The sequence below is a fragment of the Roseateles asaccharophilus genome (assembly GCF_031458115.1).
Classification (GTDB): domain Bacteria; phylum Pseudomonadota; class Gammaproteobacteria; order Burkholderiales; family Burkholderiaceae_C; genus Pelomonas; species Pelomonas asaccharophilus_A.
Genome location: NZ_JAVDXV010000012.1, coordinates 110275 through 125663, shown reverse-complemented (window position 1 = coordinate 125663; position 15389 = coordinate 110275). Strand labels below are relative to the sequence as shown.

Genomic DNA, 15389 nt, shown 5'->3' with positions numbered 1-15389 from the left:
CCCCGCCCATGGGCGCGGCCAGACTTCGGCCATGCGCTGGCTTGACCCCATCCGCCCGCTGGGCCGTGTGCTGCAACTGACCTTCGACGGTTTCCTCGACGACCGCGGCCCGCGCATGGGCGCGGCACTGGCCTACTACACGCTGTTCTCGCTGGCGCCGCTGCTGCTCATCGTGGTGTCCGTGGCGGGCCTGGTGTGGGGCGGCGAGGCGGTGCGCGGCGAGCTGTTCGAGCAACTAGAGGCGCTGCTGGGTACATCCGCCGCATCCACGATCGAAGCGCTGCTGAAGAGCGTGGCGTGGCCGGTGGGCGGCTGGTTCAGCACGCTGCTGGGGCTGGGCCTGATGCTGGTGGGCGCCACGACCGTGTTCGCCGAATTGCAGGACGCGCTGGACACCATCTGGCGCGTGCCGCAGCGGCCGGTGCAGGGCTGGTGGGCTTGGCTGCGCGCGCGGCTGCTGAGCTTCGGGCTCATCCTGGGCCTGACCTTCCTGCTGCTGGTGTCGCTGCTGCTGGGCGCAGCGATGTCGGCGGCCGAGACCTGGTGGAAGCCGTGGTTCGGCGAATGGCTGTACGTGGCGGCGGTGGCCAACATGGTCATCAGCCAAGGGCTGGTGGTGGCCGTGTTCGCGCTGATCTTCAAGTGGATGCCGCGCGCCCGCATCGCCTGGCGCGACGTGCTGCTGGGCGCGCTGGTCACGGCCGGCCTGTTCGAGCTGGGCCGCACGGTCATCGGCTTCTATCTGCGCAGCAGCGGCGTCGCGTCGGGGTTCGGCGCGGCGGCGTCGGTCGTCGCGCTGCTGGTGTGGGTGTACTTCTCGGCGCAGATCCTGCTGATAGGCGCCGAGTTCACCTGGGCCTACGCGCGCGTGCTGGGATCGCGCCGCGAACAAGCGACCTCGACGACACTGGCGCGATGACGCTGACCACCGACGACGGCCTGAAGCTGCACACCCGCCACTGGCCCGCCACGGCCGCCGAGCGCGGCCAGATCCTCATCGTGCACGGGCTGGGCGAGCACATTGAGCGCTACGCCCATGTGGCCGCGGCCCTCAACGCCGAAGGCTGGGACGTGCATGGCTGGGACCACCGCGGCCATGGTCGCAGCGAGGGAAAGCGCGGCGACATCGCCGACCACGACGCGCTGCTGCGCGACACGGCCCGCGTCATCGACGCGGTGCGCAAGCCCGATGCCCGTTTCGCGCTGCTGGGCCACAGCATGGGGGGTCTGGTGGCGGCACGCTTCGCCGCCGAGGCGCTGAGCCCGCAGCCGGCCGCGTGGAGCCGGCCGCTGAACGGCCTGGTGCTGTCATCGCCGGCGCTGGATGCCGGCCTGTCCGGTGGCCAGAAGCTGGCGCTGGCGCTGGCCGAGAACCTCGCGCCGGGCCTGGCCGTCGGCAACGGGTTGAAGCCGGCCTGGATCTGCCGCGACGAGGCCATCGTGAAAGCCTACACGGCCGACCCGCTGGTGCACGACCGCATCACCGCGCGGCTGACGCGCTTCATCGTCGATGGGGGCGAACGCGTCATCGCCGATGCGCCGCGCTGGGCCGTGCCCACGCTGCTGATGTGGGCCGGCGCGGACCGCTGCGTGGCCCCGCGCGGCAGCGAGGCCTTTGCGGCCGCCGCACCGGCGCAGGTGGTCGCCACGCGACCGTGGCCGGGGCTGTTCCACGAGATCTTCAACGAACCGGAGAAGGCCGAGGTCATCGGCGTGCTGACCGACTGGTTCAGCCGCTGATCGCGTCCAGCCGGTCCACCACCAGCTCCAGCCGCAGCAGCGGGTTGTCCATGGCCATCAGCCGCTGGCGGTCGGCCGTGGGCATGGGCAGCAGCTGGGCCCAGCGGTTGGCCAGCCAGCCAGCATCGTCCCAGACGTAGGGCGGCTGCACGGGCAGCTCATCCGCCGTCACACGCTCGCTCCATTCGGCCAGCAGCTGCTGCAACCGCCACACGGCGGGCTCCAGGTCATAAGGCACCGCCACGGCCGCATCCTCGGGCAGCAGTTCGATTTTGCCCACCCACAGCCCATGGCTCAGGCAGCGCGACGACCGCAGCCGAAAGCGCTGCGTTCCGCGCGTGCGGATGTGGATGAGGCCGGACTGCGCGGGCTCGAAATGGTCGATGCGCGCCAGCGTGCCCACGTCGTGGAAAGCCTCGCGCTTGAAGCCTTCGCCCTCGCGCTGGCGCACCTCGTGGCCCTCGGTCAGCGCGACGACGCCGAACGGCAGGCCTTGCGCATGGCAGCGCTGGATCATGTCCAGGTAGCGGGGTTCGAAGATGCGCAGCGGCAGGTGGCCGCCGGGGAACAACACCGAGCCCAACGGGAACAGCGGCGTCTCGGTGCTCATGGCTAGCGGGTCTTTTCCGCAATGCGCTGCTTCAGCAGCGGCAGCACGGCTTGCGCTGCATCGCGACCGGCCTGGATGGCACGGCGGCGGGCCGTGAAGTCGGCGCTGCCGACGCCGTCCAGCCGCGGCCGTATCAGCACATCGGCATCGCGCAGCTCGAAGCTGTTGATGCTGCGGCCCATGATGGAGAAGGTTTGCATCAGCATGCGGAAGGCGTCACCGGGCGGATCTTTCTCCGGCGGCGACGTGATGTCCACCGCGACGATGAGCTGGGCGCCCATCTCGCGCGCGAAACGCACCGGCACCGGCGAAACCAAGCCGCCGTCCACATACTCGCGCATGCCGATCTTGACCGGCTGGAACACCGCCGGCACCGCGCTGGACGCGCGTACGGCCGTGCCGGTGTCGCCGCTGCGGAACAGGATGGCTGAGCCATCGGACAGGTCCGTCGCGACGATGCCCAGCGGCAGCACCATCTGCTCGATGCCCCGGCCGCCGGTCTTGTCGCGGATGAAGCGCGCCAGCGCCTCGCCGCGGATCAGGCCGCGCAGCGGGAAGGACCAGTCGGTGATGGCACCCTCGTCCATGCCCTCGGCAAGCGCCTGCATCTCTTTGCCGCCCTTGCCGGACGCGTACAGCGACGCCACCAGGCTGCCGGCCGACGTGCCGGCCACGAGGTCCACCTTAATGCCGTTCTCCTCCAGCACCTGGATGACGCCAATGTGCGCAAAGCCGCGCGCGGCGCCGCCCCCCAGCGCCAGGCCCAGCCGCGGCGGTTTGGGCGTGGGTTTGATGACGGGGATGGGATCGGGCGCCGGCGTGGGCGCGATGACGGGCGGCGTGGGCGGCTGCGTGGACATCACGGAGCAGCCGGTCAGCGCGGCCAGCAGCAGCGCAAGGGAGAAGCGGATCAGCACAGGATTCATGAAGGAACGCGGGAACAGGCGCCCGCCGCGGCGCACGATAACCGACCTGTTTCAGCCGAGCTTGTAGCTCTGCAGGTGGATGGATGTTTCCGTGCCGGCAATACCCTTGATGAGCCGCACCCGCTCCAGCACATCGGCCAGCTCCTGCAGGCTGGAGCTGCGGATCTCGGCCAGCAGGTCCCAGCGGCCGTTGGTGTCGAACAGGCCCGTGATGCCCGGCTCTCCCAGCAGCATGGCAACCACCTCCCGGGTGCGGTTGCCCTCCACGGTGATGCTCATCCACGCGGTGATCTGGTCGGGCACGGTGTCGGGCCGCAGCCGCACCGTGTAGCCGGTGATGACGCCGCCGTCCTCCAGCCGCGCGATGCGGTTGGTGACCGTGCCGCGCGACACCTTGAGCTTGGCCGCCAGCGTGGCGACGCTGGCGCGGGCGTCGGCGCGCAGCAGCGCGAGGAGTTGCTGATCCAGTGCGTCCACTTTGATCAAAAAGACAATTTTCACTGCCATTTTGCCAAACACCAATCAATTTTTGATCAGGAGTTGCGCTTCTGCTTAGCGTGACGCCTCGGAAGAATGGGCTCCAACACCACCACCGCAAGAGCCCATGCCCACCGTGTTGACCACCCAAGACGTCGCCACCCTCGTGCAGCGCGTCGGCCTTCCCGATTTACTGCGCCGCCTCGTCGGCTACCTGGAAACCGACTACGCCCGCTGGGCCGAGTTCGACAAGACACCGCGCGTTGCGGCGCATTCCCAAGACGGCGTCATCGAGCTGATGCCCATCGCCGACGCAAGCCTCTACAGCTTCAAGTACGTCAACGGTCACCCCAAAAACCATCGCGTCGGCCTGCCGACGGTGATGGCTTTCGGCGTGCTCGCCGACGTGGCCACCGGCAGCCCGGCGCTGCTGTCCGAGCTGACGCTGACCACCGCCATGCGCACCGCCGCCACGTCCGTGATGGTGGCCAAGCGCCTGGCCCGCCCCGACAGCCGCGTGATGGCGCTGATCGGCAACGGCGCGCAGAGCGAGTTCCAGGCGCTGGCCTTCCACCACCTGCTGGGCATCCGCGAGCTGCGGCTGTACGACATCGACGCGGCCGCGACGGCCAAGCTGGTGCGCCACCTGCAGCACACGCCGGGCCTGACGCTGACCGTCTGCTCCAGCACCGCCGAGGCCGTGCGCGGCGCCGACATCGTCACCACCGTCACTGCCGACAAGACCAACGCGACCATCCTGACGCCCGACATGATCGAGCCCGGCATGCACATCAACGGCGTGGGCGGCGACTGCCCCGGCAAGACCGAGCTGCACCGCGGCGTGCTGGAGATGGGCCGCGTGATCTGCGAGTTCGAGCCCCAGTCCCGCATCGAGGGCGACATGCAGCAGATGCCGGCCGACTTCCCCGTCACCGAGTTCTGGCGCGTGCTGGCCGGCCAGGCGCCGGGTCGTGACAACGACGCGCAGGTCACCGTGTTCGACTCCGTGGGCTTCGCGCTGGAAGACTACTCGGCACTGCGGCTGCTGCGCGACGTCAGCGCGCAGTTGGGCCTGGGCACGCCGCTGGACCTGATCCCGCAGATGGCCGACCCCAAGGACTTGTTCGGGGAGCTGCACCTGGACGGCCACCGTCAGGCCGCCTGAGCGCCATCACTATTCACCCCACCCACCGTCACGGCGCGCCGCCACAATGGCCCGCACTGCTGACGGAGGGTCGAATGAAAAAGTCTCTCGCTTGCCTCGCCCTGCTCTGTGGCTGGGCCCAGGCCGAGCCCTTGCCGAACGACCCGCTGGAACGGCAGTGCTGGCTGGCGCATACGTCTCAGCGCACGGCAGTGGACGTGCGCGAGCCGGTGTCCGTGCACTTCAGCAACCTGCGAACCGGCTACCGCGTTCGCGCACCGTTCTGGGTGGAGTTCGGCATACGCGGCATGGGCGTGATCCCGGCCGGCAACGCCAACGACAAGGCCGGCCACCACCACATCCTCATCGACACTCCGCTGCCGCGCGACCACACGGCGCCCATCCCGTTTTCCAACACGCACAAACACTTCGGCAAGGGCCAGACCGCCACCGTGCTGGACCTGCCGCCGGGCCGCCACACGCTGCGCCTGCTGTTCGCCGACCACGCGCACAAGCCCTATTTCGTGTTCAGCAACGAGATCGTCATCGAGGTCACCGGCAAGCGCAGTGATCCCGGTCCCCAGGTCGTCGCCGGCAACGCAGCCAGTTGCGCGGCCTGGTACCAGGACTTGCGCGCCGCGCCGCGCACGGCGAGCGGCCGCGAGGTCTATGTGAAGAACCTGCGCGACGAGGAGCTGGTCGCCAGCCCCTTCACGCTGTCGCTGGGCGTGCTGGGCGACGGTCTGGGCGTGGCGCCTGCCGGCACCAGCATCAAGGACACGGGTCACTTCCGCCTGGTCGTCACGCAGCGCGGCGGCAGCACCGTGAAGCGCCAAGACCTGGTGGATGGCCGCACCGAGGCCATCCTGGACCTGCCCATCGGCGACTACGAGGTGCAGGCGGCGCTGCACGACGGCGCCGGCAACCTGATGGTCAAGGGCACGCCGCTGAAGTTCAGCGTCAACCGTCAGGACAGATAGGCGCCCACGTCGGCCACGTCGACCATGTCGCGCGTCATGAACTGCCGCGCATAGGCCAGGCACACGCCCGAGCGCAGGAACAGCGCGAACAGCTCGGCATCCAGATGCTGCTCGGCCACCATACGGCGCATGATGGCCAGCGCCTCGGACAGGCGCTTGCCGGGCTTGTAGGGCCGGTCGTCGGCAGTCAGTGCCTCGAACACGTCGGCGATGGCCATCATGCGTGCCTGGGGGCTCATCGTGGCGCCCGTCAGTCCGCGCGGATAGCCCTTGCCGTCCATGCGCTCGTGGTGGCCACCGGCGATCTCGGGCACGGTCTTCAGATGGCTGGGGAACGGCAGCGCCTCCAGCATCTTGATCGTCTGCACGATGTGGTCGTTGATCTTGTAGCGCTCCTCGTCGCTGAGCGTGCCGCGCGAGACGGACAGGTTGTGCAACTCGCCGCGGTGGTACTGATGCTCGGGTTGGCGCAGCTTGAAGCCCCAACGGTTGTCGGCCGTCAACTGCTCGCTGGGTGGCCGCGCCACGATGTGTTCGGGCCGGTCCTGCAGCAGCTGCTCGGTGGCCGGCAGCACGGGCCGTGGATGCGACAGCCGGCCCGCCTCGGCCAGCGACAGACCCAACCCGTCGTCCAGCGTGCGCTGCCAGGTCCGCTGGCCGATGGCGCGCAGCCGCTCCACCGCAGCCGGGTCCAGGAACTCGCCACCCTGGTTGCAGCTCGCGACGAAGGCGTAGTCGGCCTCCAGCGCGGCCAGCTCGTCGGCCGCGGCGACGCGCGCGCGGGCCGTGCCGGCCTCGCCCAGCTCGGCCTGCAGCCGCTCGATGAGTACATCGCGCTTCAGCACCTCGAAGCGCGTGCGGATCTCGTGAATGCGGTTGTAGATGGTCTCCAGCTTGGTCGCCTTGTCGACGACGTACTCGGGCGTCGTGACCTTGCCGCAGTCGTGCAGCCAAGCGGCAATGTGCAAGGCCTCCCACTGTTCCTCGTCCATCGCGAAGCTGGCGTAGGGGCCGTCGGTCGCCTCGCAGGCCGCCTGCGCCAGCATCTTGGTCAGCGCCGGCACGCGCTGGCAGTGGCCGGCCGTGTACGGGCTCTTGGCATCGATGGCGCCGGCCACCAGCTGGATGAAGCTCTCCAGCAGCTCCTTGCGCGCGCGCAGCAGCAGCTGGTTGTCGATGGCCACGGCCGCCGTGCCCGACAGCGCCCGCACGAAGGCCACGCGCGCGGCGCCCAGCGGCTCGGCGGCACCGTCGGCCGGCAGCGGAAAGCTCAGCGTCAACGTGCCCACGGTCTGTTCCTGCCGGTTCTTCAGTGGCAGAGACAGCAGGCGCAGCCGCGCCGCGCTGAGCCCGGCAAACAGCGGCTCGTAGGCCTTCAGGTGGATCGGGTTGTCCCAGCGCAGCTCCACCTCCACGGGCTCACCCGCCCGCAGTGCCTGCACCGGCGCGGCAATGCTCTCGGCGGCGCGCGCATCCCAGGTCAGGCCGGCGCGGTGGGCCGTGCCGCCATGCAGATGGGCGGCGGCGGGGCGCAGCTCGGCGCCGTCATCGCTGAGCAGGTGCACCGCGCCGCCGCTGGCGCCGGTCACGGCGATGGTCTCGCGCAGGATGCGCTCCAGCAGCGCGTCGAAGTCGCGCTCCGCGCTCAACGCGCCGGCGATGTCGAGGAAGTGGCGCAGCGAATGCTTCATCGCCGTCATCGCGACGGCCAGCCGATCCACCTCGCGGATCAGGCTGCGGCGCGGGTCGGGGCTGTCGAATTCGAAACGTTCGATGGCCTCGGCCTGCCGCGCCAGCTCACGCAGCGGCCGCGACACGCGGTCGGCCAGCAGGTGCACCACCGGCAGCAGCAACAGCATCAGCGCCAGCGAAATGTAGAAGCCGTGACGGCGGCTCTCGATCTGGAAGGCCTGCAGCTCCTCGCGCGGCGCGGCCATCATCAGCACCAGCGGCGCCACGCCCTCCGCAGCCCCCGGCAGCGGCAGCGCATGGCTGACCCATTCCACGCTGTCCACGATCTGCACCGACTCGAGATGACCAGCGCCGTCACGGCGCTGCCACAGGGTACGCATCAGCGGAGAGGCCGCCACATCCACGCGCGCCAGCGCCTGGCCATCGCCCGACACCAACCCGCGCTCGCGACGGGCTTCGGCCACTGTCTCGCCGCCCACCGTGGCGATCAGCAACTGGGCCGAGCGGCTGATCTGCGGCCGCTCCAGCATCTCGCCCAGTGCGCGCAGGCTCACGTCGGCGCCCACCACTGCGTCGCCATGGGCCTGGGCCAGCGTCACGCCCGGCTCGCCGGTCGTGAAGAAACGGTAAGGCGCCGACTGCACGACGGCGCCGCCCGCCGACTGCCGGGCCAGCTCGAACCAGGGCCGTGTGCGCGGATCGAAGTCGTACTCGGGCCGCTCGGCGCGCGCCAACTCCAGCAGCGCCGTGTCATAGAAGCGATAGAGGCCACGCGTACCGCCGCCCGCACGCTCCACGCTCTGCAGCGCGAAGGCGGCCGCGGCCGGCGCCTCCATGCGCTTGCGCGTGGCGTCGTCCAGCCGACGCAGCAGCACGAAGGCGCCACCAGTCGTGCCCGCGTAGACGGCCGACACCGCGGCATTGCCCTGCAAGGCCGCGGCCATCTGTGGCAACGCCGCCAGCCGCTCCGCTTCGCTAGCCGCGCGCCCCAAGCCGCCGCTGGCCAGCAGCATCACGCTGACGCGCGCCGGCCGCAGTTCCGCCTCCACCGTGGCCGCCGCCTCGCGGCCAATGCGCTTGGCGGCAGCACCCGCCTGCGTCAGCAGCAGCGCGTCGCTGCGCGAGCGCTCGTACAGCATCAGCACGCCGTACACCATCACCACCAGGCCAATCATCAGCACGCTGAGCGTGATGTAGAGCGTCTTCGGCTTGATGTTCGGCATAAGACCCGTTGGCGGATGCAGTTACGCCAGTATCCCCGCGCCGCCCAGCGTTTGCCTCCACTTACCAAGATGGAAGCCGGTGCGTGACGGTCCGGCGTCGACGGGGGTTCACGTCCTACAAAGTGCCTGGTTTGGTGCATTGACGATGCGTCGCAGCGATGCCCGCCGTCGCCGACCGATGAACAGAGCATGAAAGTGAAGTACCCATGAAGAAGACCGCCCTCACCGTTGCCGCGCTGCTGCTGGCTGCCGGCGCACACGCCCAGACCGCCAACCACGGCAACCAGCCCCACACCTACGGCCTGCTGTCGCTGGGCCAGAGCCGCCTCAACGTCGAGTGCGGCGGCTTGCAGTCCTGCGACAAGAGCGCCGTCGGCGGCAAGGCCATGCTGGGCTATGGGTTCGGCAACGGCTTCGCGCTGGAAGGCGGCTATGCCAACTTCGGCAAGTTCCGCGCGTCCAGTGGCGCGCTGTCGGTCAGCGGCAAGCCCGAAGCCGTCGTGCTGGGCGGCGCCTATACCGCCGATCTGACGCCGGACTGGGGACTGACCGGTCGCCTGGGCGCCGCCTACGTCCGCACCAAGCTGCACGCCGAGACCGGCGTGCTGTCCGGCTCCGACAAGGAAAGCAAGACCCAACCCATCGTGGGCCTGGCCGTGAACTACGCGCTGACCCCGTCCACCCGGCTGGAGCTGGGCATAGACGCCACGCGCGCCGAGTACCAGGGCGAACGCACCAACCTGCGCATGGTGTCGCTGGGCGCACGCATGGCGTTCTGAAGCTCCCTGCCAGGCCTTCCCTGCAGACCACCTGCCGGCCGTGCGCCGACAGGTGGTTTTTCACGTCTGTGTCCTCCTCACGACAAGCTTGGCCGCAAGCCCCTGTGGCCACCGATAGCATGCGCGCCGCCCACTACAGGGCAGCCCCGCCCTGCCCGACGTGGGCCATTCAATCCGAGAAGTAGAGGGAGAGTTCTCATGAAAAACCAAATCATCGCCATCGCCGCACTGCTGGCTGCCGCCGCAGCCCACGCCCAGACGACGCCGGCCCAGGTCTACGTCACCGTCGCCGGTGGCTCCACGCACATGGCTGTCGACTGCACCGGCGCCACCACTTGCGACAAGACCACCACGGGCGGCAAGGCGCTGGTGGGCTACTCGTTCGGCAACGGCTTCAGTCTGGAAGGCGGCTACGCCAGCTTCGGCAAGGCCGTCGCGGCCGACCGCACCAGCTCCGCCACCATCAAGCCGACCGCGCTGCTGCTGGGCGGCGCCTTCGCGCTGCCGCTGGGCAACGAGTGGGGCATGAACGTCCGCCTGGGTCTGGCCCAGGTGAAGACCAAGGCGTCCGCCGCCATCGGCACGCAGCGCGGCTCGGTGTCCGAAAGCGAGGCCAAGGCCTACGCAGGCATCGGTCTGACCTACGCGGTGGCCCAGAACGTCAAGCTCGAACTGGCGGCCGACTCCACCCAGGGTGAAATCGCCGGCGAGAAGGGCACCATCCGCCTGATCTCGCTGGGCGCGACCTTCGCGTTCTGAGCGCCGTCCACGCCCATCCCGAAAGGCCGCCACGTGCGGCCTTTTCTACACTGGCTCCATGGACTACGCCCCGTTGATCAAGGAAGTGGGCCGCGGCGCCCGCGGTGCCCGCGACCTCACCCGCGCCCAGGCCGAAGAACTGTTCGGCGAGATGCTGGACGGCCGGGTGCCCGACATGGAGTTGGGGGCGCTGCTCATCGCGATGCGCGTGAAGGGCGAGAGCGCCGACGAGGTGGCCGGCTTCCTGGCGGCCATGCAGGCCCGCACGGCCGCGATGGCGGCCCCTACCGGCCCGCGCACCGTGCTGCTGCCCAGCTTCAACGGCGCGCGCAAACAGGCCAACCTGATGCCGCTGGTGGCACTGCTGCTGGCGCGCGAGGGCGTGCCGGTGCTGATCTTCGGCCGCCACGATTTCGACAGCCGCCACAGCCCCTTCGAGCTGCTGGACGCGCTGCAACTGCCCGCCAGCCCCACGCTGGCCGACGCCGAGGTGCAGTTGACCGCCCGCCGGCTGGCCGTGCTGCCTTTGCAAACGCTGAACCCTGGGTTGAACACCTTGATGGCTTTGCGCCCGCGGCTGGGCCTGCGCAACAGCTCGCACAGCCTGGCCAAGCTGCTGGACCCCTTCCCCACCGGCCGCGGCGTGCGCGTGGTGGCGGTGACCCACCCGGAGTATCTGGACAGCATGGGCCAGGCCCTGCCCGGGTTGACCACGGGCGGCGGCCGGGCGCTGCTGATGCGCGCCAGCGAGGGTGAGGCCTATGCCCACCTGCGCCGCAAGGCCCATCTGATCGGCTTCCAGGACGGACAGACCGCGCCACTGCACCCGGCCGACACCACCGACCTGGACTGGCCGCTGTCGAACGCCTGCGAGCCGGCCGACAATGCGGCGCTGATCCGCGCCATGATGGATGGCCTGGAGGCGGTGCCGACCCGCATCACCGAGCAGGTGGCCGTGCTGCGGGATCTCGCCACAAACTGATGTTGCTTATTCAGCTTGGGCATATAGGCCCAAGAATTAAGTAGTTCTGCCGCGCTGCAACATTCCCTAGAGTCGCGCCCTCAATGAAAGTCCGCGACCTCGACCTCAGTTACAACCCCGTCAACGCCGAGCACGCCGAACTGGGCCTGCCGCCGCTGGAGAACGCGGTCACGCATGCCAACGACCCGGGCCACCCGGTGCTGCGGTTTGCGATGTGGTCGGTCATCGGGCTGCTGATGGCCTTGTCCATCGCGCTGGCGTCGCGGCTGTTCACGCAGCCGGCGGGCAGCCACAGCGGCTTTCAGCTGGTCGCGCAGGCGCTGTCCAGCAACGAGTTCTGGGCCGCCGTGGCCGTGGGCCTGCTGGCGCAGACGGTGGATGGCGCGCTGGGCATGGCCTATGGCATCACCAGCACCTCCTTCCTGCTGGCCACCGGCAGCAGCCCGGCCGTGGCCAGCGCGTCGGTGCACATCGCCGAGGTGTTCACGACCGGCGTGTCGGGCATCGCCCATCTGAAGCTGGGCAACGTCAACCGCAATCTGTTCTTGCGTCTGCTGGTGCCGGGCATGCTGGGCGCGGCATCGGGCGCCTGGATCCTGTCCAGCATCGACGGCAAGGCCATCAAGCCCTTCATCTCCGCCTATCTTCTGCTGATGGGCCTGTACGTCATCAGCAAGATCTTCCGCAAGATCAAGCCGCGCGGCGGTGAACCCCGCCATGTGGCCAAGCTGGGCCTGTTCGGCGGCTTTGTCGATGCCGTGGGCGGCGGCGGCTGGGGCCCCGTGGTGACCACCACGCTGGTGGGCACCGGCAACGACCCGCGCACCACCATCGGTTCCGTCAACCTGGCAGAGTTCTTCCTGACCTTCATCAGCGCGGGCGTGTTCGCGCTGCTGATCGGCGACCAGAGCCCCTGGACCACCGTGGCCGGCCTGGTGCTGGGCGGCCTGTTCGCCGCCCCCCTCGCCGCGCTGCTGACCAAGCGCCTGCACACCAAGGCCCTGTTGGCCCTGGTCGGAACGACCATCGTCCTCGTCAGCACGTTCAACATCTACCGTTCTCTCCTGGCCTGAGCATGTATCAGTACACCGACTTCGACCGCCGCTTCGTCCACGCCCGCGCCGCGCAATACCGCGACCAGCTCGAACGCCACCTGAACGGCCAGCTCGGCACCGACGAGTTCCGCGCGCTGCGCCTGCAAAACGGCTGGTACATCCAGCGCCACGCGCCCATGCTGCGCGTGGCCGTGCCCTACGGCGAGCTGTCCTCGCGCCAGCTGCGCCAGTTGGCCAAAATCGCCCGTGAATATGACCGCCAGCCCGACGGCCCGTTCGCCGGCCAGGGCGGCTACGCCCACTTCACGACGCGCCAGAACGTCCAGTACAACTGGATCCCGCTGAAGGACAGCGCCACGGTGATGGAACTGCTGGCCGAGGTCGACATGCACGGCATCCAGACCAGCGGCAACTGCATCCGCAACATCACCAGCGACGCCTTCGTGGGCATCGCGCCGGACGACATCGTCGACGCCCGCCCCTACTGCGAGATCCTGCGCCACTGGAGCACGCTGCACCCCGAGTTTGCCCACCTGCCGCGCAAGTTCAAGATCGCCGTCAGCGGCGCCGCCGAGGATCGCGCCGCCATCGGCTGGCATGACATCGGCCTGCAGCTGAAGAAGAACGCGGCCGGCGAGGTCGGCTTCCAGGTCTTCGTCGGCGGCGGCATGGGCCGCACGCCCATCCCGGGCGTCGAGATCAACGCCTTCGTGCCGTGGCAGCAGATCCTCGTCTACATCGAGGCCATCGTGCGCTGCTACAACCTGGCCGGCCGCCGCGACAACCTCTACAAGGCCCGCATCAAGATCCTCGTCAAGGCCGAAGGCCAGAAGTTCTTCGACGCGGTGAACGAGGAATACGCGCGCATCCTGGCCGATGACAACGGCGGCCATGAGCACATCATTCCGCAGACCGAGCTGGACCGCGTGGCCGCCTGCTTCGTGGACCCGGCCGGCGTCGCGCCGACCACCGAACCCACGCTGGACACCAGCGACAACGCCTTCGCGCGCTGGCTGGAGCGCAACGTGCATGGCCATCGCGTCGCCGGCTACCGCGCCGTCACGCTGAGCCTGAAGCGCGTGGGCATCGCCCCTGGCGACACGACCGCCGACGTGATGGACACCGCCGCCGCGCTGGCCGACCAGTTCAGCCACGGCGAGCTGCGCGCCACGCACCGCCAGAACATCGTGCTGCCCTGGGTCAAGGCCTCGGACCTGCCGGCGCTGTTCCAGGCCGCCCGCGCGGCCGGCTTCGCGACGCCTAACGCCGGCCTGCTGACCGACCAGATCGCCTGCCCCGGCGGCGACTTCTGCGCGCTGGCCAACGCCCGCTCGCTACCCATCGCGGCCGAGATCGCCGAGCGCTACCAGGACCAGGACGAACTGGAGGAACTGGGCGAGATCGACCTGCACATCAGCGGCTGCATCAACTCCTGCGGCCACCACCACAGCGGCCACATCGGCATCCTCGGCGTCGACAAGGACGGCACCGAGTGGTACCAGCTGACGCTGGGCGGCGGCGACGGCACCAAGCTGGCCGGCGGCACCGTGGCCGGCAAGGTCATCGGCCCCAGCTTTGCGGCCGACGAGATCGCCGATGCCATCGACGCCGTCATCGAGACCTTCAAGCGCGAGCGCTTAGCCGGTGAGCACTTCATCGACGCGGTGAAGCGCCTGGGCCTCGACCCGTTCAAGACCGCGGCCAATGCCGTGCGTGTGTCCACCGCCAAGGCCTGACCCCGATATGAAGTTCATCAACGCCACCACCTGCCCCTGGCAGCACGCCGTCGGCGAAGACGGTCCCAAGCCCGATCCCGATCCGGCGCCCAACCGCCTGCTGACGCTGGAGCAATGGCATGCGGTCAAGGGCCACTGGCCGGCCGACCTGAAGGTCGCCATCGAGTTCCCGAACGACGCCGACATCAACGAGCTGGCGCCCGATCTGGGCCGTATCGCCATCGTCGTGCTTGAGTTCCCCAAGTGGACCGACGGCCGCGCCTACAGCCAAGCCCACATTCTGCGCAGCCGCCACAAATTCGCCGGCGCCATCCGCGCCCGCGGCGAAGTGCTGGTCGACATGATGCAGCTGCTGGCCCGCACCGGCTTCGACGAAGTCATCCTGCGCGGCGACCAGAACCAGGCCTTCGCGCAAAAGGCGCTGGACCTGTTCGCGCCGGTGGGCTTCTACCAGGGCGACGTCAGCGAGACGCGGCCGTGGTTCCAGCGGAGCGCGGCGTGAGCACCGAGGTCAGCAGCCTGCCCTGGGCGGCTGCGCCTGCGGCCGGCAACGCCATTGGCCTGTACGCCAAGTGGACGCCCGCGCTGGACGCCAAGATCGAGGCCGCGCTGGCCCGCCTGCGCGACGCGACCATCGCGCACGGCGACGGCCTGGTGCAGAGCAGCAGCCTGGGCGTGGAAGACATGGTCATCACCGACCTGATCTCGCGTACCGGCCTGCCCGTCCACATCTCCACGCTGGACACCGGCAAGCTGCATCCCGAGACGCTGGCGCTGCTGCCTCAGATCAAGGCCCGCTACGGCTTCGATGTCGAAGTCTTCAAGCCAGTGGCCGATGCCGTGATCCAGTTCGTCGCCCGCGAGGGTGAGGACGCGATGTACAGGAGCATCGAGCTGCGCAAGGCCTGCTGCGGCGTGCGCAAGATGGAGCCGCTGGGCCGCATGCTGAAGGGTCGCTCAGCCTGGATCACCGGCCTGCGCCGCGAGCAGAGCGGCGCGCGCGGCGACGTGGCGTTCGACGAGGACGATGGCAATGGCCGCCGCAAGATCAGCCCCATCGCCGACTGGACCTGGGCCGAGGTCTGGGCCTATGTCGACAAGTACGCCGTGCCCTACAACCCGCTGCACGACCAGTTCATGCCCAGCATCGGCTGCGCGCCCTGCACGCGTGCGATCGCCGTGGGTGAAGACTTCCGCGCCGGCCGCTGGTGGTGGGAAGACAGTTCCAAGGAGTGCGGCCTGCACGCGAAAAGCTGAGGAAATGCAACCACAGAGGCACTGAGACA

The 15389-nt window shown here is 69.3% G+C and carries 15 protein-coding genes; 11 read left to right on the top strand and 4 right to left on the bottom strand.

The window, feature by feature from the left end; all coding sequences use genetic code 11:
* Positions 1-31: 31 nt before the first annotated feature.
* Entirely contained in the window at positions 32-919 is an 888-nt protein-coding gene (locus tag J2X21_RS25520; protein ID WP_310332955.1) for a YihY/virulence factor BrkB family protein, read from the top strand.
* The gene (locus J2X21_RS25515; RefSeq protein WP_310332954.1) at positions 916-1740 is read left to right on the top strand and encodes an alpha/beta hydrolase; all 825 of its coding nucleotides are present in this window, start codon (positions 916-918) and stop codon (positions 1738-1740) included. The genes J2X21_RS25520 and J2X21_RS25515 overlap by 4 nt, the downstream gene beginning before the upstream one ends.
* On the opposite strand, the gene J2X21_RS25510 is transcribed toward J2X21_RS25515, so the two are convergent.
* From J2X21_RS25510 to J2X21_RS25500, 3 genes are read right to left on the bottom strand one after another with little or no spacing between them, the layout of a single operon-like run.
* Positions 1730-2350 carry an LON peptidase substrate-binding domain-containing protein gene (locus J2X21_RS25510; protein ID WP_310332953.1) on the bottom strand — a complete coding sequence of 207 codons (621 nt, stop codon included), beginning with the start codon at positions 2348-2350 and terminating at the stop codon, positions 1730-1732. The two genes, J2X21_RS25515 and J2X21_RS25510, sit on opposite strands and share 11 nt — an antisense overlap.
* A 2-nt stretch (positions 2351-2352) precedes the next feature.
* Positions 2353-3276 carry a patatin-like phospholipase family protein gene (locus tag J2X21_RS25505; RefSeq protein ID WP_310332952.1) on the bottom strand — a complete coding sequence of 308 codons (924 nt, stop codon included), beginning with the start codon at positions 3274-3276 and terminating at the stop codon, positions 2353-2355.
* Between the two features lie 51 nt (positions 3277-3327).
* Positions 3328-3753: an Lrp/AsnC family transcriptional regulator gene (locus J2X21_RS25500; RefSeq protein WP_310333017.1), complete on the bottom strand. Its 426-nt coding sequence runs from the start codon at positions 3751-3753 to the stop codon at positions 3328-3330.
* A 127-nt stretch (positions 3754-3880) separates the two neighbouring features.
* Here J2X21_RS25500 and J2X21_RS25495 point away from each other — a divergent pair, with 127 nt between their 5' ends.
* Both J2X21_RS25495 and J2X21_RS25490 read left to right on the top strand, forming a co-directional pair.
* Positions 3881-4918 carry an ornithine cyclodeaminase gene (locus tag J2X21_RS25495; protein WP_310332951.1) on the top strand — a complete coding sequence of 346 codons (1038 nt, stop codon included), beginning with the start codon at positions 3881-3883 and terminating at the stop codon, positions 4916-4918.
* Positions 4919-4992: 74 nt separating this feature from the next.
* Entirely contained in the window at positions 4993-5877 is an 885-nt protein-coding gene (locus J2X21_RS25490; RefSeq protein WP_310332950.1) for a DUF4399 domain-containing protein, read from the top strand.
* Here J2X21_RS25490 and J2X21_RS25485 read toward each other — a convergent pair.
* A complete protein-coding gene (locus J2X21_RS25485; protein ID WP_310332949.1) occupies positions 5865-8792 on the bottom strand; it encodes an HD domain-containing phosphohydrolase in 2928 nt (975 codons plus the stop codon). The two genes, J2X21_RS25490 and J2X21_RS25485, sit on opposite strands and share 13 nt — an antisense overlap.
* Before the next feature lie 206 nt (positions 8793-8998).
* Here J2X21_RS25485 and J2X21_RS25480 point away from each other — a divergent pair, with 206 nt between their 5' ends.
* The 7 genes from J2X21_RS25480 (at position 8999) to J2X21_RS25450 (ending at position 15360) form a co-directional block, all read left to right on the top strand.
* Entirely contained in the window at positions 8999-9571 is a 573-nt protein-coding gene (locus J2X21_RS25480; RefSeq protein ID WP_310332948.1) for an outer membrane beta-barrel protein, read from the top strand.
* Between the two features lie 198 nt (positions 9572-9769).
* A complete protein-coding gene (locus J2X21_RS25475) occupies positions 9770-10330 on the top strand; it encodes an outer membrane beta-barrel protein (RefSeq protein ID WP_310332947.1) in 561 nt (186 codons plus the stop codon).
* A gap of 58 nt (positions 10331-10388) precedes the next feature.
* The gene (gene ybiB, locus J2X21_RS25470) at positions 10389-11312 is read left to right on the top strand and encodes a DNA-binding protein YbiB (protein WP_310332946.1); all 924 of its coding nucleotides are present in this window, start codon (positions 10389-10391) and stop codon (positions 11310-11312) included.
* An 83-nt stretch (positions 11313-11395) separates the two neighbouring features.
* A complete protein-coding gene (locus tag J2X21_RS25465) occupies positions 11396-12385 on the top strand; it encodes a sulfite exporter TauE/SafE family protein (protein ID WP_310332945.1) in 990 nt (329 codons plus the stop codon).
* Positions 12386-12387: 2 nt separating this feature from the next.
* Positions 12388-14103 carry a nitrite/sulfite reductase gene (locus tag J2X21_RS25460; RefSeq protein WP_310332944.1) on the top strand — a complete coding sequence of 572 codons (1716 nt, stop codon included), beginning with the start codon at positions 12388-12390 and terminating at the stop codon, positions 14101-14103.
* 7 nt (positions 14104-14110) lie between these two features.
* Complete coding sequence (locus J2X21_RS25455; RefSeq protein ID WP_310332943.1) at positions 14111-14605, top strand: DUF934 domain-containing protein; 495 nt, start codon at positions 14111-14113, stop codon at positions 14603-14605.
* On the top strand, positions 14602-15360 hold the full coding sequence (locus tag J2X21_RS25450) for a phosphoadenylyl-sulfate reductase (protein WP_404666578.1): 759 nt from the start codon (positions 14602-14604) through the stop codon (positions 15358-15360). The genes J2X21_RS25455 and J2X21_RS25450 overlap by 4 nt, the downstream gene beginning before the upstream one ends.
* Positions 15361-15389: the final 29 nt, after the last annotated feature.